The organism is Thauera aromatica (assembly GCF_023093595.1).
GTDB lineage: Bacteria > Pseudomonadota > Gammaproteobacteria > Burkholderiales > Rhodocyclaceae > Thauera > Thauera aromatica_A.
Genome location: NZ_JALLIK010000087.1, coordinates 21840 through 45844, shown reverse-complemented (window position 1 = coordinate 45844; position 24005 = coordinate 21840). Strand labels below are relative to the sequence as shown.

Here is a 24005-nt window from a genome sequence, read left to right as displayed (position 1 = left end):
TCTAGCCTGCCCTCTCCCGCACCGTGGCGCCGTTACGGCGATGGCGGGCAAGCGCCCAGGCGACGTGCTCGCGCACCAGCGCACTGTCGTCGCCGGCGCGGGACTCGAGCGCGGTGAGCACTGCGGGGGTGGAGGGCGCATTGCCCAGTGCCACCGCGAGGTTGCGCAGCCAGCGTTCGTGGCCGATGCGGTGGATCGGACTGCCGGCAGTGCGCTCGGCGAAATCGGCCGCCGTCCATGCGAACAGCGCGACCAGGGTGGCGCCGTCCAATCCATGGCGCGGGGCGAAATCCGGCTCGCAGCTCAACCCGGCGAAGCGGTTCCACGGGCAGGCAAGCTGGCAGTCGTCGCAGCCATAGATGCGGTTGCCCAGCAGCGGGCGCAGGGGTTCGGGAATCGCGCCGTGCAGCTCGATGGTGAGATAGGAGATGCAGCGCCGCGCATCCACCCGGTAGGGGGCGACGATGGCGCCGGTGGGGCAGGCGTCGATGCAGGCGCTGCAGCGGCCGCAGTGCGGCGCGACCGGCGGATCGAGCGGGAGCGGCAGGTCGGTGAAGATTTCGCCGAGGAAGAACCAGGAGCCGGCCGCACGATCGAGCAGCAAAGTGTGCTTGCCGCGCCAGCCCAGGCCGTTGCGGCTGGCATGCTCGACTTCGAGCACCGGGGCGGAGTCGGTGAACACCCGGTACTGGTGGGCGGTTTCGGCGGCGATGCGCGCGGCGAGTTTTTGCAGGCGGGCGCGCAGCACCTTGTGGTAGTCCCGCCCCAGCGCATAGCGCGACACGTAGGCCCGTGCCGGATCGTCCAGCACCGTCCGGGCCGGCGCGGCATCCGGCCAGTAGTCCATGCGCGCGCTGATCACGCGCAGGGTGCCGGGCACCAGTTCGGCCGCACGGGCGCGCTTCATGCCGTGGCGCGCCATATAATCCATGCCGCCGTGAAAGCCGGCCTCGAGCCAGGCCGTCAGCCCCGGCTCGGCGCCGGACAGATCGGTCCCGCCCACGCCGATCGCGGAAAAACCCAGCGCCTGCCCCCACTGTCTGATCCGCGCAACAAGACCTGCGGCGTCGAGCCGGAGCCGATCGCCCGCAGGTTCGCCCGCATTGTTGTCCACGCCGTTGTCCGTATCGCCCCCCAGCCCTGCCGCCATCACCACGAGGTTCCCATGATCGAGTCGATTCAAGCCCCCGATGATAACGGCGCCCGCCTGCGGGCGCACTTGCCGGCCGAAACCGACACCGAAGCCCTCGGCGCGGCGCTGGCCACGGTGCTCGTTCCCGGCCTGCACATCTGGCTGCAGGGCGATCTCGGCATGGGCAAAACCACCCTCACCCGCGGGCTGCTGCGCGGCCTCGGCCACGCCGGGAAAGTCAAGAGTCCGACATATACCTTGATTGAACCTTACGTAGTTTCTAGATTAGACTTATATCACTTTGATTTTTATCGCTTCAACTCGCCAGAAGAATACCTGGACGCAGGGCTGGACGAATACTTTTCCGGGCAAGGGGTATGCATCGTGGAATGGCCGGACAAAGCCGCGCCCTACCTGCCCGTGGCGGACATCGAAATTCGCCTGGATGCCGAGGGGAGCGGGCGGTTTGCGGAAATCAGCGGCAACACTGAAGCGGGGCGGACATGCGTGATCGAACTGGTGAAAGCACTACGGGGCGCGGACCCGGCGCCCGGGACGACCTGAACCATGACCCGGAAGGCGCGCCGCCCGACCACGGCCTGAGTCGCCGCGAACTGCTCAAGTTCGCCGGCGCCACGCTCGCGCTGATGGTGAGCCCGCTCGGCCACGCCGCCCCGGCGAGCCTGCTCGCGGTGCGCGTCTGGCCCTCCCCCGAGTACACCCGGATCACCCTCGAAGGTGCGGCCGAGTTGCGCTTCAGCCACATGCTGGTGCAGGACCCCGACCGCCTGGTGGTCGATCTCGAGGGCGTCCGGCTCGACAGCGTGCTTCAGTCGCTGCCATCCAAAGTGCTCGACTCCGACCCTTACATCCACTTGATCCGCGCCGGGCAGAACCGCCCCGGCGTGGTGCGGATGGTGGTCGAATTGAAAAAACCGGTCGATCCGCAAGTCTTCACCCTCGCGCCGGTCGGCGATTACGGCCATCGCCTGGTGCTCGACCTCCACTCGACCGAAGAGCACGACCCCCTGATGGCGCTGATCCTGAAGGATTCGCCGATGGATGCGGCACTGGGCGACGCCGGCGGGGACACGGCCCCGGTCGCGCGCGCCGAACCGCGCCCGCCCGCGCGCGCCAAGGGACCCGAGGTCAACCGCCTGTACACGGTGGTGCTCGACGCCGGCCACGGTGGCGAAGACCCGGGCGCCGTCGGCCGCGGCGGCAGCTACGAGAAGAACGTCACGCTGTCGATCGTCCGCCGCCTGAAACGCAAGATCGACGCGGCGCCCGGGATGCGTGCGGTACTCACTCGCGACGGCGACTACTTCGTGCCGCTGCACCAGCGCGTGACGCGCGCGCGCCGGGTGCGCGCCGACCTGTTCGTATCGATCCACGCCGATGCTTTCGTCCGCCCGGAAGCGAACGGCAGCTCGGTGTACGTTCTGTCCGAGCGCGGCGCCTCGAGCTCGGCCGCGCGCTGGCTGGCGCAGAAGGAAAACGACGCCGACCTCGTCGGCGGCGTCAATCTTGCCGGCCAGGACGGGCATATCGCCCGCACCCTGCTCGATCTGTCACAGACGGCGACGATCAACGACAGCTTCAAGCTCGGCCGCGCCATGCTCGGCGAACTGGGCACGATCAACCGCCTGCACAAGCCCGAAGTCGAACAGGCCGGCTTTGCTGTGCTGCGCGCGCCCGACATTCCTTCGGTGCTGGTCGAAACCGCCTTCATCAGCAACCCGCGGGAAGAGCGCCGGCTGAACGACGAGGATTACCAGGACAAGATGGCCAACGCGCTGCTGCGCGGCATCCAGCGCTACTTCCAGGATCACGCGCCCGCCGCTCCGACCCGCGTCGCCCGGCTCGGCTAGCGTTCCCCACCCGGCGCCGCCCCGCCGCGCCCGGCGTATCCGCATGCCCGGATCGCCCTCCAGCCCGCAAGCGCCAGGCCCGCAGAAGCGGGCTTTGTCGTTATAATCCCGGCTTTTGTCAGGCGTTCATGCAGGTTCACCGCGGAATCCCCGAGCAGGCCGACACGGCGACGGTGCTGACCATCGGCAACTTCGATGGCCTCCACCTCGGCCATCAGGCCCTGCTCGCACTGCTGACCGAAAAGGCCCGCGCCCTCGGCCTGCCGGCGGTCGTGCTCACGTTCGAGCCCCACCCGCGCGAATACTTCAGCCCGGCCGATGCCCCGGCGCGCCTCGCCTCGCTGCGCGAAAAGCTGCTGCTGCTGGGCGCCGCGGGCGTGGACCGCACCCACGTTTGCCGCTTCGACGCCCGCTTCGCGGCACAGAACGCACAAAGCTTCATCGACGACACCCTGGTGCATGGACTGGGCGTGCGCCACCTCTTCATCGGTGACGACTTCCGTTTCGGCGCGCGCCGCCAGGGCGACTTCGCGATGCTGCAGGAAGCCGGCCGCCGTCTCGGCTTCGGCGTCGAATCGATGCCCACCCTCTCCGTCGACGGCGAGCGCGTCTCCAGCTCGGCGGTCCGTAGCGCGCTGGCCGAAGCCGACCTCGCCCGCGCCGCCCGCCTCCTCGGCCGCCCCTACAGCATCGCCGGGCGGGTGAGCCACGGCGACAAGCTCGGTCGCCAGCTCGGCTTTCCGACCGCCAACATCCAGATGAAGCACCGCCTGCCGCCGCTCACCGGCGTCTATGCGGTCGGCGTCGAAGGGCTGGCCGCCACCCCCATCGCCGGCGTCGCCAATATCGGCCTGCGCCCGACGGTGACGGCCAACGGTCGCGCCCGCCTCGAAGTCCACCTGTTCGACTGGACCCGGGACTGCTACGGCGCGCACATCCGCGTCCATTTCCTGCACAAGCTGCGCGCGGAACGCCGTTTCGATTCGCTCGACGCCCTGCGCGCACAAATCGCCGCCGATGCCGCCACCGCCCGCCAGTGGCTCCAGGACAACCCCGACCGGCTGCAGGCCTGAACCGGGCCCTGCAACGTTCCAACCGACCTCTTTCCCGCCATGGCCGACTACCGTAAAACGCTCAACCTGCCCGACACGTCATTCCCGATGCGCGGCGATCTGCCCAAGCGCGAGCCGAACTGGATCGCCGACTGGCAGCGCACGAAGCTCTACCAGCGCATCCGCAAGGCCAGCGCCGGGCGACCCAAGTTCGTGCTCCACGACGGCCCACCCTACGCCAACGGCAGCCTGCATATCGGCCACGCGCTGAACAAGATCCTCAAGGACATCATCATCCGCTCGAAGACCCTCGCGGGCTTCGACGCGCCCTACGTGCCGGGCTGGGACTGCCACGGCCTGCCGATCGAGCACAAGGTCGAAGTCACCCACGGCAAGAACCTGCCCGCCGACAAGGTCCGCGAGCTGTGCCGCGCCTACGCCGCCGAGCAGATCGACATCCAGCGCACCGACTTCATCCGCCTCGGCGTGCTCGGCGATTGGGACAAGCCCTATCGCACGATGGACTTCGCCAACGAGGCCAACGAGATCCGCGCACTCGCCGAAATGACCAGGAACGGCTACGTGTTCAAGGGCTTGAAGCCGGTGAACTGGTGCTTCGACTGCGGCTCGGCGCTGGCCGAGGCGGAAGTCGAATACGCCGACAAGCCCTCGCCGACGATCGACGTCGCCTTCCCGGTGTCGGCTGCGCATGCCGCAAAGCTCGCCGCTGCCTTCGGCCTCGCCCGGCTCGACAAGCCCGCCGCCGCGGTGATCTGGACTACCACGCCGTGGACGATCCCCGCCAACCAGGCGCTCAATGCCCATTCCGAGTTCGACTACGCGCTCGTGGACACCGGCGCGCGCCTGCTCGTGCTCGCCGGGGAGCTGGTCGAATCCGCCCTCCAGCGCTACCGGCTCGAAGGCACCGTCGTCGCCACCGCGAAAGGCGCGGCGCTCGAGCACGTCGAGTTCCGCCACCCCTTCTACGACCGCCCCTCGCCGGTCTACCTGGCCGACTATGTCGGTCTCGACGCCGGCACCGGCATCGTGCACTCGGCCCCGGCGCACGGCGTGGACGACTTCAACGCCTGGCGCGCCTACGGCCGCAGCAACGAGGAAATCCTGTCGATCGTGATGGGCGGCGGCGAGTACGTGTCCGAGCTGCCGTTCTTCGGCGGCATGAACATCTGGAAAGCCAACACCGCGATCATCGACAAGCTCGCCGAAGTCGGCGCGCTCCTGTCGAACGGCAAGATCACCCACAGCTACATGCACTGCTGGCGCCACAAGACGCCGCTGGTCTATCGCGCCACCGCGCAGTGGTTCGTCGGCATGGACCGGGTCGCCGCCGACGGCTCCACCCTGCGCGAGCGCGCGCTGCGCGCGGTGGAGGCGACCCAGTTCTACCCCGCCTGGGGGCAGGCCCGCCTGCACGCGATGATCGCCAACCGTCCCGACTGGTGCATCTCGCGCCAGCGCAACTGGGGCGTGCCGATCCCCTTCTTCCTGCACAAGGAGACCGGCGAGCTGCACCCGCGCACCGTCGAGCTGATGGAAGAAGTCGCCCGGCGGGTCGAGAAGGAAGGCATCGAAGCCTGGTTCCGGCTCGACGTCGCCGAGCTGCTCGGCGACGAAGCCGCACATTTCGACAAGATCAGCGACACCCTCGACGTCTGGTTCGACTCCGGCACCACCCACTGGCATGTGCTGCGCGGCTCGCACGACGACGGCCACCCCCAGGGGCCGCGCGCCGACATGTACCTCGAGGGCTCCGACCAGCACCGCGGCTGGTTCCATTCCTCGCTGCTCACCGGCAGCGCGATCGACGGCCACGCCCCTTATCGCAGCCTGCTCACCCACGGCTTCGCCGTCGATGGTGCCGGGCGCAAGATGAGCAAGTCGCTGGGCAACGTGGTCGTGCCGCAGGAAGTCACCGGCAAGCTCGGCGCCGAGATCCTGCGCCTGTGGGTCGCGTCCACCGACTATTCGGGCGAGCTGTCGATCAGCAAGGAGATCCTCGACCGCGTGGTCGAAGTCTATCGCCGCATCCGCAACACCCTGCGCTTTCTGCTCGCCAACACCGCCGACTTCGACATCGAGAAGGACGCGGTGCCGCTCGCGCAGTGGCTCGACATCGACCGCTACGCGCTCGCCTTCACCCGCCGGCTCGCCCAGCAGGTCGAGGCCGACTATGCGAAGTTCGAGTTCCACCGCATCGTCCAGGCGCTGCAGGTGTTCTGCGCCGAAGACCTGGGCGCCTTCTACCTCGACATCCTCAAGGACCGCCTGTACACCACCGCCGCTGCCAGCCTGCCGCGCCGCGCCGCGCAGACCGCGCTGTGGCACATCACCCAGACGCTGGTGAAGCTGATGGCGCCGATCCTGGCCTTCACCGCCGAAGAGGCATGGGCGGTGCTCGCCCCGGGCGGCGACGAACCGGACAGCGTGATGCTGCACGCTTTCCATGCCCTGCCGGCGCAGGAAGGTGAAGCGGGACTGATCGCGCGCTGGGAGGCCATCCGCGCGGTGCGCGCCGAAGGCCTCAAGGTGATCGAAGCGCTGCGCGCCGAAGGCAAGGTCGGCTCCTCGCTGCAGGCCGAGCTGGCCCTGTCCCTGAGCGCCGACAAGCATGCCGCGCTCGCCAGCCTGGGCGAGGACCTGCGCTTCGTCACCATGACCTCGGCCGCCACCCTGACCGTGGCAGCCGCCCCCGAGGACGAGCGCATCGTCGCCCGCCCGGCGGCGGCGCAAAAGTGCGAACGCTGCTGGCACTACGTCGAATCGGTGGGCAGCGACACCGAGCATCCTGCCCTGTGCGGACGCTGCACGAGCAACCTGTTCGGTGACGGCGAAACCCGCACCCATGCCTGAGGCGGCCAAGGCGATGAAGCCCGACGCCGGACGCGGCGCGCTCGCCCTGCTGCTGCCCTGGCTGATCCTGGCGGCGGCGGTCGGCGTACTCGATCAGGCGACGAAGCAACTGGTGCTGGCGAACCTGCACCTCGGCCAGGTCGTGCCGGTGACCGGCTTCTTCGATCTGGTACTGGTGTTCAACCCCGGCGCCGCCTTCAGCTTCCTCGCCACCCACGGGGGCTGGCAGCGCTGGTTCTTCACCGTGCTGGCGATGAGCATCTGCACCTGGCTGCTGGTGCTGATGCACCGGCACCGCCACGAAAGGCTGCTGCCGGCCGCCTTCGCGCTGATCATCGGCGGCGCGCTGGGCAACGTCTACGACCGCCTGGTGCATGGCGCGGTCGTCGACTTCCTGCATTTCCACTACGCCGGCTACAGCTGGCCGGCGTTCAACCTGGCCGACTCGGCCATCACCGTCGGCGTCGTGCTGATGCTGTGGGCGCAATGCTGCGGCCACCGCGATGACGACTGAGCCCCGACCCGGAGCATGATCTTGAGCCAGACCATCGAAGCCAACAGCCTCGTCACCCTGCACTACCGCATCACCTTGCCCAACGGCCAGCCGCTGATCAGCACGTTCGAGGCAACCCCCGCGACCCTGCAGCTGGGCGCCGGCGAGATGCTGCCGGGAATGGAAAAACTGCTCCTCGGCCTCGCCCCCGGCGCCCGCCAGGTGTTCGAGCTGACCCCGGAAAACGCGTTCGGCCCGCACCGCACGGAACTGGTCGAGCGGGTCAAGCGCGAACACATGCCCGACGAAGAGATCGAAGCGACGAGCATCATGGAATTCACCGCCCCCGACGGCTCGCGCTACTCCGGCCTGGTGCGCGAAATCGACGCCCAATCGGCACTGATCGACTTCAACCACCCGCTCGCCGGCAAGCACATCCGCCTCGAAGTCGAGGTGGTCGGCATCCTCTGACGCTGCCGCAAGCGGCCCGCTTGCCCGAACCGTCCCACTGCCCCGGAGCCCCCCGATGAGCGACAAGGAAATCCTGCTGGCCAACCCGCGCGGCTTTTGCGCCGGCGTGGAACGCGCAATCGAGATCGTCGAGCGCGCCCTCGAGCGCTTCGGCGCGCCGATCTACGTCCGCCACGAAGTGGTGCACAACAAGTTCGTCGTCGACAACCTGCGCCGCAAGGGCGCGATCTTCGTCGAGGACCTCGACGAGGTCCCCGCCGGCAACACGGTGATCTTCTCCGCCCACGGCGTCTCGCAGGCGGTGCGCGAGGAAGCCCGGCGCCGCGGCCTGCGCGTGTTCGACGCGACCTGCCCGCTGGTCACCAAGGTCCATCTGGAGGTCGGGCGCATGCACGAGCAGGAGCGCGAGATCATCATGATCGGGCACAAGGGCCACCCCGAGGTGGAAGGCACGATGGGGCAGGTCGAGAGCGGCATCCACCTCGTCGAAACGCCGGCGGACGTGGCCACCTTGCAGGTCGCCGACCCCGACAAGCTCGCCTATGTCACCCAGACCACGCTGTCGGTCGATGATGCGGCATCGATCGTCGCCGCCCTGCGCGCGCGCTTTCCGAACATCGCCGGCCCGCGGAAGGACGACATCTGCTACGCCACCCAGAACCGCCAGGACGCGGTGAAAACGATGACCGCGCAGGCCGACGTGGTGTTCGTGGTCGGCTCGAAGAACAGCTCCAACTCCAACCGCCTGCGCGAAGTCGCCGCGCTGCGCGACGTCCCCGCCTATCTCGTTGACAATGCCGGCGACATCGACCCGGCGTGGCTCGAGGGCAAGCGCCGCATCGGCGTCACCGCCGGCGCCTCGGCCCCCGAAGTGCTCGTCGAAGAGGTCATCGAACGCCTCACGGAGCTCGGCGGCGCAGGGGTGCGCAACCTCGACGGCGTGCCCGAAAAAGTGACCTTCCCGCTGCCGAAGGAACTGCAGGACGTGCGCTGAGCGCCGCCGCTGCGGGCGGCGGGCTGCTGCGGCCGTACGCGATGGTATGGATCCGGGAGAATTCGATTAAAATATCGAGTTCTTACATAAGGTCATCCCATTGACCGGCCACAAAGGAGCCCATGATGGCAAAACCCGAAAAGCACGTATTCGTCTGCAGCCACATCCACCCGCCCGAACTGGGGCGCCCGTCGTGCGGCGCCTGTGGCGGCAAGGACGTCGCCGGCGGTTTCTATCAGCAACTCAAGGAGCGCGAACTGCTCGGGCGCTTCGCGATCACCCGTACCGGCTGCCTGGGCGCCTGTAGCGCCGGCCCGGTCGCGCTGGTGTATCCGGAAGGGGTGATGTACGGGAAGCTGAAGCCCGAAGACGTCGCCACGATCATCGACGAACACCTGCTCGGCAACCAGCCCGTCGAGCGCCTGAAGGTCTCCGCGGAAGTCTGGGGCTAAGCTCCCGGCGGCAGGAACGGCCGCGGCCTGGACTCACTCCTGCGCCGCGCTGCCGCTCCCGCCGATGTGCGGCGCCATGATCCGGCGGTAGAACTGGTGGAAGTGCTTCATCCCGTCTTCATAGGGTGACTGGTACGGGCCGATCTCGTTGCGCCCTTCCTCGAGCAGCGCCCGGCGCCCGCGGTCCATGCGCTCGCCGATCTCGTCGTCCTCGATCGCGGTTTCCATGTAGGCCGCCTGCTCGGCCTCGATGAATGCACGCCCCGATGCGACGAGGTCTTCCGGGTAGTAGAACTCGACGACGTTGGTGGTCTGATCGACCGCGGTCGGCACCAGCGTGCTTACCACCAGCACTTGGGGATACCACTCGACCATCACGTTGGGGTAGTAGGTGAGCCAGATCGCGCCATGCTCCGGCTTTCTGTCGCCGTAGCGGGCGAGCACCGCTTCGTGCCAGCGGGCATAGGCGGCAGACCCGGGCTTGTCCAGCGATGCGAGACCGACACGCTGGACCGAATACCAGTCGCCGAACTGCCAGCTCAGGTCCCGGCAGGTGACGAAGCGTCCCAGCCCGGGGTGGAAGGGCACGACGTGGTAGTCCTCGAGATAGATCTCGATGAAGGTTTTCCAGTTGTAATTGCAGCGGTGGATCTCCACCCGATCGAGCTTGAAGCCGGAAAAATCGAGCATCGAAGCCATCTGCATGCCGGCCAGGTCGGCATTGGGCGAGCGCGGCCCCTTGAACAGCAGGCCATGCCAGCTTTCGAGCGGGTCGCAGCGCAGGTTCAGGCAGGGTTTTTCCGGGAAGTGCGGCGCACCGACCAGCGTCCCCTGCAGGTCGTAGTTCCAGCGATGGACCGGACAGGTCACGCGCGCCGTCTGGCCGCTGCCCTGCAACATGATCGCCTGGCGATGGCGGCAGACGTTCGACATCCGGTGCACGCCGGCCTCGGTGCGGACCAGCAGCTTCGAATGATCCAGCCATTCGAGCGAGCGGTAACTACCGATTTCGGGAACCATCTGCTCATGGCCCGTATAGCCCGGACCGGCATCGAACAGCAGCTTTTTTTCCTGCTCGAAGATCTTTTCGTCGAAGTACCAGGAAACAGGCAGCTGCGAAACAGCCTGCGCCAGTTGCCCCTTGGCGCCGATGTCGGCCATCCCCGACTCCTCCTCGCGCGGACAAAAGATATCCGGAAAAATAAACAGACTAGTTTAAGACAGCGCCCGTTTGACCGCCAGACCCGCCTTCGGTTATTTTTCCGCCTTTACCGCGCCAGATATCGATCCATGCCAAAGTCGGCGTCCTCTTCCCCCAAGTCCTTCGAAGCCGCGGTTTCCGAGCTGGAGAGCATCGTCCAGGAAATGGAAGCGGGCACGCTTGCGCTCGAAGACGCGCTCGCGCGCTACCAGCGCGGCACACAGCTGCTGCGATACTGCCAGACCACCCTCGCCGACGCCGAACAACGCGTGAAGATGCTCGAGGGTGAAGGCCTGTCCGATTTCCGGCCCGAAGACCTGCGCGACAGCGAAGAAGGAGAAGGCGCATGAACGACCCGGACCGCAGCCCGGCTTTCACCGACTGGATGAGGGATGTGCAGCAGCGTACCGAAACCGCACTCGCCGCCTTGCTGCCCGAACCGTCGATTACCCCCCAGCGCCTGCACGCAGCGATGCGCTACGCCGTGCTCGGTGGCGGCAAACGCGTGCGCCCGCTGCTCGCCCATGCGGCCGGCGAGCTCGCCGGGGCCGCACCCGGAAACGTCGACCGCGCGGCCTGTGCCGTCGAGCTGATCCACGCCTACTCGCTCGTCCATGACGACATGCCGTGCATGGACGATGACGTGCTGCGCCGCGGCAAGCCCACCGTCCATGTCGAGTACGATGAGGCCACCGCGCTCCTGGTGGGCGATGCCCTGCAGGCCCTCGCCTTCCAGGTCCTGGCCGAGACGCCGATGTCCGACTCTCCCTCGGCCCAGCTCGCGATGCTCGCCCGGCTCGCCGCCGCCGCCGGCTCGCGCGGCATGGCCGGCGGTCAGGCCATCGACCTGGCCGCAGTGGGCCGGCAGCTCGGCCGCGCCGAGCTCGAGCTCATGCACATCCACAAGACCGGCGCCCTGATCCGCGCCGCCGTGCTGCTCGGCGCCCACTGCGGGCACGGCCTCGGCGCCGACGAACTGGCGCGCCTCGATCACTACGCGAAAGTCATTGGCCTGCTGTTCCAGGTGGTCGACGACATCCTCGACGCCGAAGCAGACACCGCCACCCTGGGCAAAACTGCAGGCAAGGACGCGGAGCAGAACAAGCCGACCTACGTCAGCCTGCTCGGCCTGGCCGACGCCCGTCGTCTGGCCGAAGAGATGCTCGTCGAGGCGCAGGCCACGCTCGCCCCCTTCGGCGCACGGGCCGCCCGTCTCGGTGCCCTCGCCGACTACATCGTGCATCGCGCCTTCTGAGTTCCGCCGCATTCACGGTTCTGCACCTGCTGCCCACCGAACAGAAGCACTGACCCCGGACCGCCAATGGCTCCCTACCCCAACCTGGAACGCATTGCCAAGCCCGCCGATCTGCGCACGCGCGACCGCCACGAGCTGGCGGCGATCGCCAACGAGCTGCGGGCCTTCCTGATCGAATCGGTCTCGAAGACCGGCGGCCACCTGTCTTCCAACCTCGGCACGGTCGAGCTCACGATCGCGCTGCACCACGTGTTCAACACCCCGCACGACCGCATCGTGTGGGACGTCGGCCACCAGACTTACGGCCACAAGGTCCTCACCGGGCGTCGCGAGGCGATGGGCAAGCTGCGCCACTGGGGCGGCATTTCCGGCTTCCCGCGGCGCTGCGAGAGCGAGTACGACACTTTCGGCACGGCCCATTCATCGACCTCGATCTCGGCGGCGCTCGGCATGGCCGTCGCCGCCCGCGCACGCAAGGAAGACCGCCATGCGATCGCCGTGATCGGCGACGGCGCGATGTCGGCGGGGATGGCGTTCGAGGGCCTGAACAACGCCGGCGACATGGAAGACCTCAATCTCCTGGTCATCCTCAACGACAACGAGATGTCGATTTCGCCGCCGGTCGGCGCCCTCACCAAGATCCTCGCGCGGATGCTGTCGGGCTCGACCTACAATACCGCGCGCCGCGTCGGCGAAAAAGTGCTGGGCATGGCACCGCCGGTGGCCGAGCTCGCGCGCAAGGTCGAGGAGTACGCCAAGGGCATGATCAGCCCGGGCACCCTGTTCGAGGAGTTCGGCTTCCACTACTACGGCCCGATCGACGGTCACGACCTCGACGCGCTGATTCCCACCCTGCACAACCTGAAGAAGCTGAAAGGACCGCAGTTTCTCCACGTGATCACCCGCAAGGGCCAGGGTTACAAGCTCGCCGAAGCCGATCCGATCCTGTATCACGGCGTGTCCAAGTTCGATCACACCGCCGGCATCCAGGCCGCCAAGGGCAGCAGCAAGCTCACCTACACCCAGGTGTTCGGCGACTGGTTGTGCGACATGGCGAAAGCCGACCCGCGCATCGTCGGCATCACTCCCGCGATGCGCGAAGGCTCGGGCCTGGTGCGCTTCGCACAGGAATACCCCGAGCGTTACTTCGACGTCGGCATCGCCGAGCAGCATGCGGTCACGTTCGCCGCCGGCCTCGCCTGCGAAGGCCTGGTGCCGGTGGTGGCGATCTATTCGACCTTCCTCCAGCGCGCCTACGACCAGCTGATCCACGACGTCGCCCTGCAGAACCTGCAGGTGGTGTTCGCCATCGACCGCGGCGGCCTGGTCGGAGCCGACGGCGCGACCCACCACGGCGCCTTCGACCTGTCCTATCTGACCTGCATCCCCAACATGGTGGTCATGGCTCCGGCCGATGAAAACGAATGCCGCCAGATGCTGTACACCGCGGTGCGCCACGAAGGCCCGAGCGCAGTACGCTACCCGCGCGGCGGCGGCACCGGGGTGACGCCAGCCGCGGAAATGACCGCCCTGCCGATCGGCAAGGGTGAAGTGCTGCGCAGCGGCACGCGCATCGCCCTGCTGGCCTTCGGCAGCATGGTCGGCGTCGCCCGCGAGGTAGCCGAGGAGATCGACGCCACGGTGGCCAACATGCGCTTCGTCAAGCCGCTCGACGAAACCCTGATCACCACCCTGGCCGCCGACCACGACCTCCTCGTGACTCTCGAGGAAAACGCCGTCGTCGGCGGCGTCGGCGCCGAAGTCGCGCGCATCGTCGACGGCCTCGAAGCCCGCCCGCGCATGCTGCGCCTGGGCCTGCCCGACCACTTCATCGACCATGGCGACCAGGCCCGCCTGCTCGCCTCCGTCGGCCTGGACAAAACCGGCATCCTCGCCAGCATCGCGCGCGTCCATCCGCGCTGAGCGCCCTTCCACTTCAGCGCCCGCATCCGCGGGCGCGAACGCCTTTCCCCGTCACCGCACACCCGAAGAAGTTGAGCGGATTGGTCGGGAAAGCTACCATTCCAAGTTAGTGCAACTCGATTGCACGACGCCCCCAACCCGCAGAGAACCGACATGAACGCCCCCACCGACCACGCCATCCCCGACGTACAGAACAGCGCGGACAGCCGCCGGATCGCGATCAACAAGGTCGGCATCAAGTCGATCCGCCACCCGGTCAAGGTCGCCGACAAATGCGGCGGCGTGCAGCATACGGTGGCGAGCTTCAACATGTACGTCGGGCTGCCGCACAATTTCAAGGGCACCCACATGTCGCGCTTCGTCGACATCCTCAACGGCAACGAGCGCGAAATCTCGGTCGAATCCTTCGAACCGATGTTGCGCGCGATGGTCCAGCGCCTCGAAGCCGAAGCCGGCCATGTCGAGATGAGCTTCCCTTACTTCATCAACAAGACCGCACCGGTATCCGGCGTGCAGAGCCTGATGGATTACGAAGTCTGCTTCATCGGCTCGATCGACGACGACGGGCACTACGAATTCACCATCAAGGTGGTGGTGCCGGTGACCAGCCTGTGCCCGTGCTCGAAGAAGATCTCCGCCTACGGCGCGCACAATCAGCGTTCGCACGTCACCGTCACCGCCGTGCTCAACGACCACCTGTGGATCGAGGACCTGGTGCAGCTGGTCGAAAACCAGGCTTCCTGCGAACTCTTCGGCCTGCTCAAGCGCCCCGACGAGAAATGGGTCACCGAACGCGCCTACGACAACCCCAAGTTCGTCGAAGACATGGTCCGCGATCTCGCCGCCAGCCTCGACCAGGAAGCGCGTATCGACGCCTATGTCGTCGAATCGGAAAACTTCGAGTCGATCCACAACCATTCGGCCTACGCCCTGATCGAGCGCGACAAGCGCAGCACGGCCTGAACGGCGCCCAGCTGGCGCAGGGGCGGTGGCAGCCGCGACCCGCCCCTGCACCCACCCGCACGACCGCCCGGGCGGGATGGCCGCGGCGCGCAGGACATCGTAAAATAAGCATTTCCTTAAATACGGAACCGCTACGATGTCCAAATCCTTCGTCCAGATCACTACCGACGTCTCCAAAGCCCTCACCACCCTGCGCCGGGAAATCCCCCAAACCATGGCCGGTTTCGGTGCGATGGCGAAAAGCTCGCTGCAGGACGGCGCCCTCGACGAACTGCACAAGGAACTGATCGCGCTCGCCATCGCCGTGACCCAGCGCTGCGACGCCTGCATCGGCTTTCACATCAAGGCGCTGATCCGCCTCGGAGCCCGCCGCGAGCAGATCATGGAAACCCTCGGCGTATGCACCTACATGGGCGGCGGCCCGGCCCTGATGTATGCCGCCGAAGCGGTGCGCGCCTACGAGGAAATGCTGCCCGGGAACGCCTGACCCGCCCCCGGCCGGGGCAGCGCGCGACCCGGCATGATTTTTCCGGCGAAGCTAAATAAGCGTTCACATTTTCAGTGAATTCACTATAATGCCGACCTTCGAGCGGAGAGGTGGCAGAGTGGTCGAATGTACCTGACTCGAAATCAGGCGTACCGCAAGGTACCGTGGGTTCGAATCCCACCCTCTCCGCCAGATTTTTGTTGAAAAAGCGGAATTAAACGCTATAATCCCGCTCCTTCGCAGTCGCAGTAAAAAGCGCCCGTAGCTCATCTGGATAGAGTACCTGGCTACGAACCAGGGGGTAGGAGGTTCGAATCCTTCCGGGCGCGCCAGACACAGCCTTCCGATCTCAGGCTCTAAACGATTTCGGCAACGCGCCCGTAGCTCATCTGGATAGAGTACCTGGCTACGAACCAGGGGGTAGGAGGTTCGAATCCTTCCGGGCGCGCCAGACACCGGAAGGCGCTGACTCCATCAAAGGATCAGCGCCTTTTCGCTTTTCCAGCGCGCAGATCCGGGAACGGCTCGTCAGCCCCGGACCGCAGTTCTTCTCCCGCTGAAGCGACGCCCTCCGGGCCGGCGCCGGAGCCCCCACGGGATCGGTCCGCTGCGAAGATGGAACAGAGGACCTTGCCACCCGGCCCCGCTGCCAACGTATGATTCCGGTGTCGTCCCCACTTACCCGCATCGGCTTGCCCGCCCCCCATGATCGGCCCTCGCCTGCTCCCGCTGCTGCTGCTCTACGGCCTGATGCTGCCGGTCACCGCAATGGTGCCGGTGCTGTCCGATTTCACCGTGCAGCGCTTCCCCAGCCTCGGCCAGTTCGCCAGCCACCTGTTCATGTCGATCAACATGGTCGGTGCACTGCTCGGCGCACCGCTCGCCGGGCTGCTGTCCGACCGCCTGGGACGACGCCGGACGCTGGCGGTGGCGGCGCTGGCGGTGAACGGGCTGAGCCTGCTCGGCATCGCCTGGGCCTACCGCCACGCCGACAGCTACGCCGTCCTGCTCGCGCTGCGCCTGGTCGAGGGCTTCGCCCACATGTCGGCGCTGTCGCTGCTGATGGCGCTGGGCGCCGACCACGTCGGCCGGGCCGGGCTCGGCGCGCGCATGGGCGCGGTCGGCGCCTCGATCAGCCTGGGCGTGGCCAGTGGCGCACCGCTGGGCGGGGTGGTCGGCGGCATCGAGCCGCTGTGGGTGCCGCTCGGGGGCGGCCTGCTGTCACTGCTGCTCGCGGCGCTGGGCTACTTCGGCCTGGCCGACACCGCCGGCACGCGCGCGCGCCTGTCGATCGCGGACATCCTCACCACCCTGCGCGGCCGCCGCGCGCTGCTGATTCCGCTCGCCTTCTCTTTCGTCGACCGGCTGACGGTGGGCTTCATCGTATCCACGCTGTCGCTCTACCTCGGCCTGGTGGTCGGTTTCGATGCGCGCCAGATCGGCGGCGCGATGGCGGCCTTCCTGATCCCGTTCTCGATCCTCACCTACCCCGCCGGTCGCCTGTCGCGGCACTGGGATCCGATGGCCATGATGATCGGCGGCAGCATGCTGTACGGGGTCTTCCTCGCCGTCCTCGGCGTCCTCCCGGCCACCCTGATCGTACCGGCGATGGCCGCAGGCGGGCTGATCGCCGCGCTGATGTACGCCCCTTCGCTGGTGCTCGCCACCCACTACGGCGGCGACGACTGCCGCGCCAGCGCGCTGGCTGCTTTCAACATGGCCGGCTCGCTCGGCTTCGCCGCCGGGCCGCTACTCAGCAGCGGCCTGCTGGCAGCCTTCTCGCTGTGGCTGGGCGCGCCTTATCCGGCGGTGTTCGCCGCCATCGGCGCGATCGAGGTCACCCTTGCCGCGGCGGTGCTGGTGCTGCTGCGCCGCAATCGCCAGCCCCGCCTGTCCCCGCTGTGCTGAACGCGGCGTCGTTCACCCCGGCGGAAGCGGCCCGGACGCCGGAGCGTGCGCGGCGGGCGGCGGCGCCCGCATCTCCTCGCAGCCTTCGCCCCCATCCACCCGTACTCGGATGAAGAGCACCCCCAGACGGAATGCGGCCAGCCCGTAGGCCAGCACCCATGCGAAGCCGCTGGCCAGCTGCAGTGCCGGTGCCGGCATGCCGGGAAAGCCCGCCGCCGCCCGCAGCAGGGCCGCGCCCCCGATCAACGTGCCCGCCACTCCGACCCAGGGACGCAGATCCAGTGGATAGCCTGCATGGGTGCGGCCGGCAATGCACAACACGGCGAACACCGACAGCCCCATCGACCCCACGGTGAGCAGATGCAGCCCGGCACTGGCGGCGATCGGCAGACCGAGTCGCGCCAGTCCGATCAGCCCGTAGCCGAGCGCGAGCAGCCAATACACCGCGTACAGCATGAATGCCCAGCGCGTCAGCAGCGCGCGCCCGACGTGCCAGTCGTTGAGGAGGTTGAGCACCGCCGCGGCCGCAGCCAGCGCCACCCAGCCGGCGATCGCCGAGTGCGGCAGAGCGAATTCGGCCACGGTGTACAGCGCAATCGCGAAGATCGCCAGGTTGCGCCGCGGCGGGCGGGCGCGGTAGGCCGGCAGATCCTCGTCGGCGTCCCGCCCGCCGCTGCCGGCGGCGCGCCGCGCGCGCTCGACATCGAGCGCATCATTGACGATGCGCATCGAGATCCGGCTCATCGCGACCACGATCAGCGTCATCATCACGCCCACCGCCGCCAGCAGCCAGCGCATCGGATAGATCCCGCGCACGACATCGAAGTGGAAACCGGCGACCATCGCCGCCATCGCCGCCAGCCCCCACAGAAATCCGAGCTGGCGCCGTTCCGGATCCCGCCACAGGCGGGGGGCGACCAGTCCCAGCAGGACGAGGGCAAAACCGGTGTCGAACAACGCCGCAAGCACCGGCCCTGCCACGCCCCCCGCCAGGGGCGACAGCCAGAATGCGAGCCTCGCCGCGCCCCACAGCAGCACGCAGAGCAGCGCCACGCCGCGACCGAAGGGCGGCGTGGCGGTGAACTCGGGCACCGCGGTCAGGACGAAGCCCGCCAGCGCCGCCAGCCCGAAGCCGAACATCAGCTCATGGGCGTGCCACACCAGCGCACCGCCCGCAACCGCCGGCAGCGCGCCGCCCGTCCCGAGAAAGACGAGCCAGACCAGTACCAGTAGCGCGCCGTACACCGCGGTGGCGAGAAAGAAGGGACGGAAGCCGCACATGAAAACAGGCTGGGCGGCGAGGCGGGCGAAGGGCGAGCCGGCCGCCGCAGCGGCGCCGCGACGGCGATGGAGGCCGGCGGAGCGGGGTGGAACGGAGTTGGGGGGTGCCTCGATCGTCATCGCTGACTCCTTGCTCAGGCGCCGCAGCGCTTGCCTGCGGCCGCGTCGTGGGACGGCGCGGAAGGGGCGAGTACGCGCAGCTCGGAAGGAGTGAACCCCGCATGCCCGGCCGCCGGCTCCCCGACGATACGAAGGCGCCCCTCGCCCCTTCCGCCGGCCGCGGCAAAAGCGCCCGCCACCGCCGGCAGGCCGAAGCTGTCGCGCACCGCCGCCGCCTGGAGCAGCTCGGCGGTATGGCGATACACCCATGCGTCATCGCGCGCGGCGGGCGGGCGGGCAAGCGCGAAACGCGCCACGATGCGCCCCGGCGCCGGCGCCATGACGAGAATGGCGTCCGACAGGCGGACCGCCTCCATCAGGTCGTGCGTGATCATCAGCACGCCCATGCCACGCTCGCGCTGGTGCGCCAGCAACAAGCGGTAGAGCTCTTCCTTGAGCCCGACGTCGAGCGCCGAGAACGGCTCGTCGAGCAGCAGCAGCTCGGGCGCGAGCACGAGCGCACGCGCCAGCGCGACCCGGCTCTGCATGCCGCCGGAGAGCTGGTGGGGAAACTTGTCGAGATCGTGCGGCGCGAGTCCGAGGCGCAGCGCCAGCGAGCGGGCCCGCCGGTGGCGTTCACCGCGCCCGACGCCCGCCGCCTTCAGGCCGAGGGCGATGTTGTCGAGCGCACTCTTCCACGGCAGCAGACGAGGCTGCTGGAACATGAAGGCGGTCGTGGCGAAGCGGTTGTCGACCTTGCCCTGCTGCACGCTCAGCAGCCCCGCGGCGAGGTGGAGCAGCGTGGTCTTGCCGCAACCCGAAGGGCCGACCAGGGCCAGCACTTCGCCGGCACGCACCTGGAAGTCGATGCCCGCGAGCACTTCGTCACGAGCGAAGGCATGGCCCAAGCCGCGAACCTCGAGCCCGCCGGCGGGGGACGCCGGGGGACTCATGCGCCCTGCTCCCGCCAGCGCTCGAGCTCACGCTTGACCGGCTCCAGCACCAGGTATTCGACCATCAGCAGCAGGCTCACCACCGCACTGATCCAGGCCATCGTCGCCGCCGTATCCAGGTGCGAGCGCGACACCGCGAGCGCGGCGCCGACACCGTCCTGGGTGGCGAGCAGCTCGGCCATCACCACCACTTTCCACGCCGTGCCGAGGGCTGCGATCCAGGCCGGAAACAAATAGGACACCAGGTGCGGCAGATAGACGTCGGTAAACATCATGCGCCGCGGCAGACGAAAGGCCTCGGCCATGCCACGGAGCTGGTTGTCGAGGGTGCGCGTGCCTTGCAGCGCGCCGATGAAGATCACCGGGAAGGCAGCGACGAACACGGTGAACACCGGCGTGCCGTCGCTCGCGCCGAACCACAGCATCGCCAACACCAGCCAGGCGATCGGCGGCGCCCCCATGAGCACGGTGACGAGCGGGCGCGACATCATCGACGCGGTCAGCGACAGCCCGGCGGCGAGGCCCAGCGCACTGCCGGCGACCACCGACAAGGCATAGCCGGTCAGCGCACGGCGTGCGGTGACCGCCAGCTCGGGCCAGGCCGCGCCGCTGTCGATCAGCTGCCACAGAGTGGAAAAGGTCGCGCGCGGATCGGGCAGCACCAGCGCGCCGTAAACGAAGCTGACCGCCTCCCAGGCGGCAAAGAGCAGGAACAGGCTGGCAATCGCCCCCCAGCCGCTCCACAGATAGGCGGGCAGTCCGGCGAGCCAGGCGCGCAGCAGGCTCATCGGCGCACGGCGTCGGCGTAGAAGCCGTCATCGGGCAGCTTGCCGCCGATCAGGGCGGGATTTTTCGCATGCAGGTGGCCGAACATGAATTCGAGCTCGGCACGTGCAGCCGAGGCCGGCACCGCCTCGGTCTGGCTGACCGCGATCGAATCGGCCACCGCCTCGGCGCTGAGCAGATCGATGCGCGCAGCGACGGCCTGTCCGCAGGCACTCGCCTGCTCGCGGCACCAAGCGAGCGCGCGCGCGTATTCGGCTTCGATGCGCGCGACCACGTCGGGGCGTTCGCGCAGCGCCCCCATCACCGCGATCCCGGCCTGCGGAATGCGTGCCGCACGCGCGAACACCCGCCCCCATTCCTTCTGCAGATCGACGCTGCGGTGCAGTTCGGGCGCCACCACGTTGAGCGGGAAGGAGCCGGTCTTGCGCAGCGCCATCGACGCCGCCGGCTCGGCGAGCAGGGCGTGATCGACCTGGCGCATCACCAGCAGCTGCATGGCATCGACCGGGCTGGCGACGTAGCGCAGGCGCAGCGCCTTCTTGACGTCGATCCCCTGCTGGCCGGCCAGAAGCTGGAACACGATGTCGGGCATGTCGCCACGGAACGGCATCGCCACTTCCTTGCCGCGCAGGTCGGCGAGCGTCTTCAGCGCCGGGTCGCGCGATACCAGCCACAGCACGCCCCAGGTCGAGACGTTGAGCAGCTGCAGTTTCGCGCCGCGGTTGTAGAGGTTGGCGGCGACATTGGTCGGCATCGCCAGCACGTCGGCGCGGCCGTCGAGCGCCATCACCCGCAGCTGGTCGGGGTCGCGCCAGGGCACGAACTCCACCACTTCGGCGACATCGGCGAGCGCCCCCGAATCGACCATCCGGATCAGCGGGTTCGACACCGCCGCCGACGGGCCGGCGAGGACGAGGCGGGGCAGCTTCTGCGCGTAGGCGATGCCGGTGACGAGCAAGAAGGCGCAGACGACACCGAGATGCAATGCGACCCGCGCCCACGCCGCAAGGACAGACCGTGCCTCCCGGCGCGCACGCCCGCTGGCCGGCGCGGCACGGTTCTTGCCGTGCGTGCGCTTCCACAGGGGTGCGGCGGACCGATCGACGAAGCAGAGTCCAGGCGGCGGGCTGCAGCGATCTGTTTCCATGTCTAGAAGCTCCCGTTCAGGCTGAGGGCGATGCCGCGCCCGGGCGCGGCCAGTTCGTTGCCAGAGACACCATCGGTCAGATGCTCGTGATAGCGCTTGTCGGCCAGGTTGCGGAGGGTGACGCCGACACTGGCGGCCTCGAACGCGGCCACCGCGCCGAAGCGCCAGCCGAATCCGGCATCCGCGGTGACGAAACCGGCGGTGCGATCCTCGGTGCCGTTGGAAAACCGGGTGGCGACCCGGTCCTGCTCGGCCACCGCGCGCAACTGGGCATGCCAATAAAAACCGCGCTCAGCCGGCTGGCCGATACCCAGGGTCAGCTCGGGGGCCGGCATCTGGTACAGCGGCTCGTCGTCCTGATGGTTCTTGCCGCGCAGCCAGGTGAAGCTGCCATCGATCACGAACGCCGCCACTGGCAGGCTGGCACTGCCTTCGAGGCCGTAGAGGGTGACTTTGTCGAGGTTTTCGGTGCGTTTGAGGGGAAGCCCGGTCGCACTGTGCGTGGTCCCGGTGATCCGGCCGGCGATGTAGTCGTCGATGCGGGTATGGAAGGCGGCGAGCTGGTAGCGCAAGCGGCCTTCGCGCCCCTTCAGGCCGAACTCGACGCTGGTCGACACTTCGGGGTCGAGCCGGGGATTGCCGACATGGTAGTAGCCGTCGCCGCGCGCCGAGTCCTCGAAGCGCTCGCGCATGTCGGCTGCACGATAGGCGCGGCCGACATTGGCGTAGACATTGAGCGATCCGGACAACGGATGGATCGCCCCCAGCGACCACGACAGGTTGTTATCGGTGCTCTCCAGCCCGCTGGTCTGCGCCGCCGGCCCCGAACCCTTCTGCCGGGCGTCGCCGCGCACACGGTCATAGCGCGCACCGGCCACGAGCCGTGTCGCCCCGAGTTCGAACTCGTCCTGCACGAACAGCCCGGCCGATTCGATGCGCCCCTTGTCGAAAGGATCGTTGCGCTGGTTGTTGTCGAACGCGGGCGGGTTGTTGTCGATATAGCGCTCGGGGTCGCCGCGCATGTTCCAGACATCGACACCGACCGTCAGCAGGTGGCCCGCCGCAGGGGAAAACAGGTATTTCGCCTTTGCCCCATCGGTGACGAAAGTGACGTCGTTGCGCACGTAGTCGCGCTGCTTGACCGAGGAATGGGCACGGATCTGGCGGAAAACCTCCTGCCGATAGAGCTCTGCGGACAGCTGCCCGTCGCCGACGGCGGCATCCACCCCGATTTCGTAGAGCTCCCGGCGCTGTTCGGGCGAATGGATGGTCGCCACCCCCAGCGGCTTCGGAATCCCCGCGCCGCTGCGCGCCGAGCCCGGATACCACACGTCGCGGTCGGTATGGCGCTGCAGGTTCAGGCGCACGCTGGCATCGTCGCCGAGGCGGTGGCGGTACTTCGCCAGCAGCGAGCCGGAATCGTAGCCGGTACGGTGCTCGCGCCCGTCCGCGCTGCGATAGTCGTCGACATCGCGCCCCGCGGCGCCGAGCACCAGCGCCTGATCGGTGTTCGAGCGCGTCAGCAGCAACGCGCCGGCCACGCTGCGGTCGACGCTGCCGACACCGAGGCCGATCCGCCCGCCGTCGATGTCCTCGGCGCTGAAGCGCGCTTCGGGGGTGATCAGGTTCACCACCCCGCCCATCGCCCCGCTGCCGTACAGCACCGAACCCGGCCCTTTGACGACTTCCGCGCGCTCGAGCAGGCCGAGATCGAGGAAGGAGGCGATCGCGCCCTGGGGCTGGGCCGAATTCACCCGCAGACCATCGACCATCACCACCACGCTCTCCTTCTTTTGCCCACGCAATACCGGGTTCTGTCCCCAGGCGCCGTCGGACTGCACCGCCAGGCCGGGCTGGCCGCGCAGCAGATCACCGACCACCGCCCCGCCGGCACCGGGTGAAGGCAGGATTTCCACCGCCTGCGGCGTGTCCTGCGCATCCGCGGCATAGCCCTTGGCGGTCACCAGCCGGGTTTCGAGCAGCACTTCGGCGTGGGCGGAATGAAAGGCGGGGGCAGCGGACAGGCCGAGAATGGCGAGGACGGATGGGCGCAAGCGAAACACCATGAAAAGCTCTCCGGAAAGGAAATACCGGGGCTGGCTGGCGGCGGCTGGCTTGCCCTACAGGATCAGATTGTCTGGCGCAAGAATACAGGTAATGCGAATTGTTTTCATTTGATGAATATCAAACATTGATTCATCCCGGCGCGAGACTCCAGGATGGAAAAGCCCGACGGCAGCGTCATCGTCACGCAAGGACCTGCATCCCAGTCTCCTGTGGTCTCCTTCCCGGTATCCTTTCCGCCATGCGTGCGATCTTCCCGCTGAAACTCTCCCGCCTGTTCCGGCCGCGCGATTCGCGTTTCTGGCTGATGGTCGTCCTCAACCTGCTGTCCGCGGTTCTGGCCTGGGTGCTGCGCACCTATCCGCTGGTGCCGCTTGCCGCGGCGCTGGTCGCGGTGTTCGCGCTGGGCAACGCGCTGCTCGGAATGCGCATCGCCTTCGATCTGCTGCGGGACGAAAGCACAGGCGAAGCAAGACCTGCCCGGCACGATCACGATCACGATCCCTCGTGAATCACCGGCAGCGCTCGTTTCCGCCCCACCATCAGGCCCCCACCACTACCGCCCTCCTCGGGCGCGCACGGAGCGGGTCGCGGCCGGCGTG

At 68.0% G+C, this 24005-nt stretch carries 22 protein-coding genes and 3 tRNA genes; 18 read left to right on the top strand and 7 right to left on the bottom strand.

What is annotated here, in order from left to right:
* Window position 1: 1 nt before the first annotated feature.
* On the bottom strand, window positions 2-1114 hold the full coding sequence (gene queG / locus MXC99_RS04800; protein WP_247724406.1) for a tRNA epoxyqueuosine(34) reductase QueG: 1113 nt from the start codon (window positions 1112-1114) through the stop codon (window positions 2-4).
* 51 nt (window positions 1115-1165) lie between these two features.
* Between queG and tsaE the strand changes: the two genes are divergently transcribed.
* From tsaE to MXC99_RS04760, 8 genes are all read left to right on the top strand, one after another.
* Window positions 1166-1696, top strand: a complete 531-nt coding sequence (tsaE, locus tag MXC99_RS04795) for a tRNA (adenosine(37)-N6)-threonylcarbamoyltransferase complex ATPase subunit type 1 TsaE (RefSeq protein ID WP_247724405.1) — start codon at window positions 1166-1168, stop codon at window positions 1694-1696.
* Window positions 1636-3003, top strand: coding sequence for an N-acetylmuramoyl-L-alanine amidase (locus MXC99_RS04790; RefSeq protein WP_247724404.1), 1368 nt, complete (start codon window positions 1636-1638; stop codon window positions 3001-3003). The genes tsaE and MXC99_RS04790 overlap by 61 nt, the downstream gene beginning before the upstream one ends.
* Window positions 3004-3131: 128 nt before the next feature.
* On the top strand, window positions 3132-4076 hold the full coding sequence (locus MXC99_RS04785; RefSeq protein ID WP_247724403.1) for a bifunctional riboflavin kinase/FAD synthetase: 945 nt from the start codon (window positions 3132-3134) through the stop codon (window positions 4074-4076).
* A gap of 39 nt (window positions 4077-4115) precedes the next feature.
* Window positions 4116-6926 (top strand): isoleucine--tRNA ligase, encoded by a 2811-nt coding sequence (gene ileS / locus MXC99_RS04780; RefSeq protein ID WP_247724402.1) that lies wholly within the window; start codon window positions 4116-4118, stop codon window positions 6924-6926.
* On the top strand, window positions 6919-7440 hold the full coding sequence (gene lspA, locus MXC99_RS04775; protein WP_247724401.1) for a signal peptidase II: 522 nt from the start codon (window positions 6919-6921) through the stop codon (window positions 7438-7440). The genes ileS and lspA overlap by 8 nt, the downstream gene beginning before the upstream one ends.
* A 21-nt stretch (window positions 7441-7461) precedes the next feature.
* Window positions 7462-7890: an FKBP-type peptidyl-prolyl cis-trans isomerase gene (locus MXC99_RS04770; RefSeq protein WP_247724400.1), complete on the top strand. Its 429-nt coding sequence runs from the start codon at window positions 7462-7464 to the stop codon at window positions 7888-7890.
* Between the two features lie 55 nt (window positions 7891-7945).
* Entirely contained in the window at window positions 7946-8884 is a 939-nt protein-coding gene (gene ispH, locus MXC99_RS04765) for a 4-hydroxy-3-methylbut-2-enyl diphosphate reductase (RefSeq protein WP_247724399.1), read from the top strand.
* 125 nt (window positions 8885-9009) lie between these two features.
* Complete coding sequence (locus MXC99_RS04760; protein WP_075148686.1) at window positions 9010-9336, top strand: (2Fe-2S) ferredoxin domain-containing protein; 327 nt, start codon at window positions 9010-9012, stop codon at window positions 9334-9336.
* A 33-nt stretch (window positions 9337-9369) separates the two neighbouring features.
* Here MXC99_RS04760 and MXC99_RS04755 read toward each other — a convergent pair whose 3' ends face one another.
* Entirely contained in the window at window positions 9370-10497 is a 1128-nt protein-coding gene (locus tag MXC99_RS04755; protein WP_247724398.1) for an aromatic ring-hydroxylating oxygenase subunit alpha, read from the bottom strand.
* 129 nt (window positions 10498-10626) lie between these two features.
* On the opposite strand from MXC99_RS04755, the gene MXC99_RS04750 reads away from it, so the two are divergent.
* The 9 genes from MXC99_RS04750 to MXC99_RS04710 all read left to right on the top strand — a co-directional run bounded on the left by MXC99_RS04750 (window position 10627) and on the right by MXC99_RS04710 (window position 17073).
* Window positions 10627-10887 (top strand): exodeoxyribonuclease VII small subunit, encoded by a 261-nt coding sequence (locus MXC99_RS04750; protein ID WP_247724397.1) that lies wholly within the window; start codon window positions 10627-10629, stop codon window positions 10885-10887.
* The gene (locus tag MXC99_RS04745) at window positions 10884-11792 is read left to right on the top strand and encodes a polyprenyl synthetase family protein (RefSeq protein ID WP_247724396.1); all 909 of its coding nucleotides are present in this window, start codon (window positions 10884-10886) and stop codon (window positions 11790-11792) included. The genes MXC99_RS04750 and MXC99_RS04745 overlap by 4 nt, the downstream gene beginning before the upstream one ends.
* Window positions 11793-11858: 66 nt before the next feature.
* Window positions 11859-13715, top strand: coding sequence for a 1-deoxy-D-xylulose-5-phosphate synthase (dxs, locus tag MXC99_RS04740; protein ID WP_247724395.1), 1857 nt, complete (start codon window positions 11859-11861; stop codon window positions 13713-13715).
* Window positions 13716-13868: 153 nt separating this feature from the next.
* Entirely contained in the window at window positions 13869-14678 is an 810-nt protein-coding gene (gene folE2, locus MXC99_RS04735; protein WP_247724394.1) for a GTP cyclohydrolase FolE2, read from the top strand.
* Window positions 14679-14814: 136 nt separating this feature from the next.
* Entirely contained in the window at window positions 14815-15165 is a 351-nt protein-coding gene (locus tag MXC99_RS04730) for a carboxymuconolactone decarboxylase family protein (RefSeq protein ID WP_247724393.1), read from the top strand.
* A 104-nt stretch (window positions 15166-15269) separates the two neighbouring features.
* A tRNA-Ser gene (locus MXC99_RS04725) sits at window positions 15270-15357 on the top strand.
* 63 nt (window positions 15358-15420) lie between these two features.
* Window positions 15421-15497: transfer RNA gene (locus MXC99_RS04720), tRNA-Arg, on the top strand.
* 42 nt (window positions 15498-15539) lie between these two features.
* A tRNA-Arg gene (locus tag MXC99_RS04715) sits at window positions 15540-15616 on the top strand.
* 254 nt (window positions 15617-15870) lie between these two features.
* Entirely contained in the window at window positions 15871-17073 is a 1203-nt protein-coding gene (locus MXC99_RS04710) for an MFS transporter (RefSeq protein ID WP_247724392.1), read from the top strand.
* A 12-nt stretch (window positions 17074-17085) separates the two neighbouring features.
* On the opposite strand, the gene MXC99_RS04705 is transcribed toward MXC99_RS04710, so the two are convergent.
* The 5 genes from MXC99_RS04705 to MXC99_RS04685 are packed head-to-tail and all read right to left on the bottom strand — an operon-like array spanning window position 17086 to window position 23405.
* A complete protein-coding gene (locus tag MXC99_RS04705; RefSeq protein ID WP_247724391.1) occupies window positions 17086-18474 on the bottom strand; it encodes an NnrS family protein in 1389 nt (462 codons plus the stop codon).
* 14 nt (window positions 18475-18488) lie between these two features.
* A complete protein-coding gene (locus tag MXC99_RS04700; RefSeq protein ID WP_247724390.1) occupies window positions 18489-19406 on the bottom strand; it encodes an ABC transporter ATP-binding protein in 918 nt (305 codons plus the stop codon).
* Window positions 19403-20194, bottom strand: a complete 792-nt coding sequence (locus MXC99_RS04695; protein WP_247724389.1) for an ABC transporter permease — start codon at window positions 20192-20194, stop codon at window positions 19403-19405. The genes MXC99_RS04700 and MXC99_RS04695 overlap by 4 nt, the downstream gene beginning before the upstream one ends.
* Window positions 20191-21339: an ABC transporter substrate-binding protein gene (locus MXC99_RS04690; RefSeq protein WP_247724388.1), complete on the bottom strand. Its 1149-nt coding sequence runs from the start codon at window positions 21337-21339 to the stop codon at window positions 20191-20193. The genes MXC99_RS04695 and MXC99_RS04690 overlap by 4 nt, the downstream gene beginning before the upstream one ends.
* A 2-nt stretch (window positions 21340-21341) precedes the next feature.
* The gene (locus tag MXC99_RS04685) at window positions 21342-23405 is read right to left on the bottom strand and encodes a TonB-dependent receptor (RefSeq protein ID WP_247724387.1); all 2064 of its coding nucleotides are present in this window, start codon (window positions 23403-23405) and stop codon (window positions 21342-21344) included.
* A gap of 239 nt (window positions 23406-23644) precedes the next feature.
* Between MXC99_RS04685 and MXC99_RS04680 the strand changes: the two genes are divergently transcribed.
* On the top strand, window positions 23645-23914 hold the full coding sequence (locus tag MXC99_RS04680; RefSeq protein ID WP_247724386.1) for a hypothetical protein: 270 nt from the start codon (window positions 23645-23647) through the stop codon (window positions 23912-23914).
* Window positions 23915-24005: the final 91 nt, after the last annotated feature.

What these genes read in the sequence shown, in the direction of transcription:
- ispH (WP_247724399.1), top strand. Translation starts at nt 7,946, where the DNA reads ATGAGCGACAAGGAAATCCTGCTGGCCAACCCGCGCGGCTTTTGCGCC.
- MXC99_RS04710 (WP_247724392.1), top strand. Translation starts at nt 15,871, where the DNA reads ATGATCGGCCCTCGCCTGCTCCCGCTGCTGCTGCTCTACGGCCTGATG.
- MXC99_RS04755 (WP_247724398.1), bottom strand. Translation starts at nt 10,497, where the DNA reads ATGGCCGACATCGGCGCCAAGGGGCAACTGGCGCAGGCTGTTTCGCAG.
- MXC99_RS04700 (WP_247724390.1), bottom strand. Translation starts at nt 19,406, where the DNA reads ATGAGTCCCCCGGCGTCCCCCGCCGGCGGGCTCGAGGTTCGCGGCTTG.
- MXC99_RS04745 (WP_247724396.1), top strand. Translation starts at nt 10,884, where the DNA reads ATGAACGACCCGGACCGCAGCCCGGCTTTCACCGACTGGATGAGGGAT.
- lspA (WP_247724401.1), top strand. Translation starts at nt 6,919, where the DNA reads ATGCCTGAGGCGGCCAAGGCGATGAAGCCCGACGCCGGACGCGGCGCG.
- ileS (WP_247724402.1), top strand. Translation starts at nt 4,116, where the DNA reads ATGGCCGACTACCGTAAAACGCTCAACCTGCCCGACACGTCATTCCCG.
- dxs (WP_247724395.1), top strand. Translation starts at nt 11,859, where the DNA reads ATGGCTCCCTACCCCAACCTGGAACGCATTGCCAAGCCCGCCGATCTG.
- MXC99_RS04750 (WP_247724397.1), top strand. Translation starts at nt 10,627, where the DNA reads ATGCCAAAGTCGGCGTCCTCTTCCCCCAAGTCCTTCGAAGCCGCGGTT.
- MXC99_RS04730 (WP_247724393.1), top strand. Translation starts at nt 14,815, where the DNA reads ATGTCCAAATCCTTCGTCCAGATCACTACCGACGTCTCCAAAGCCCTC.
- MXC99_RS04680 (WP_247724386.1), top strand. Translation starts at nt 23,645, where the DNA reads ATGCGTGCGATCTTCCCGCTGAAACTCTCCCGCCTGTTCCGGCCGCGC.
- MXC99_RS04705 (WP_247724391.1), bottom strand. Translation starts at nt 18,474, where the DNA reads ATGACGATCGAGGCACCCCCCAACTCCGTTCCACCCCGCTCCGCCGGC.
- MXC99_RS04695 (WP_247724389.1), bottom strand. Translation starts at nt 20,194, where the DNA reads ATGAGCCTGCTGCGCGCCTGGCTCGCCGGACTGCCCGCCTATCTGTGG.
- tsaE (WP_247724405.1), top strand. Translation starts at nt 1,166, where the DNA reads ATGATCGAGTCGATTCAAGCCCCCGATGATAACGGCGCCCGCCTGCGG.
- MXC99_RS04685 (WP_247724387.1), bottom strand. Translation starts at nt 23,405, where the DNA reads ATGGTGTTTCGCTTGCGCCCATCCGTCCTCGCCATTCTCGGCCTGTCC.
- folE2 (WP_247724394.1), top strand. Translation starts at nt 13,869, where the DNA reads ATGAACGCCCCCACCGACCACGCCATCCCCGACGTACAGAACAGCGCG.
- MXC99_RS04785 (WP_247724403.1), top strand. Translation starts at nt 3,132, where the DNA reads ATGCAGGTTCACCGCGGAATCCCCGAGCAGGCCGACACGGCGACGGTG.
- MXC99_RS04790 (WP_247724404.1), top strand. Translation starts at nt 1,636, where the DNA reads ATGCGTGATCGAACTGGTGAAAGCACTACGGGGCGCGGACCCGGCGCC.
- MXC99_RS04760 (WP_075148686.1), top strand. Translation starts at nt 9,010, where the DNA reads ATGGCAAAACCCGAAAAGCACGTATTCGTCTGCAGCCACATCCACCCG.
- MXC99_RS04690 (WP_247724388.1), bottom strand. Translation starts at nt 21,339, where the DNA reads ATGGAAACAGATCGCTGCAGCCCGCCGCCTGGACTCTGCTTCGTCGAT.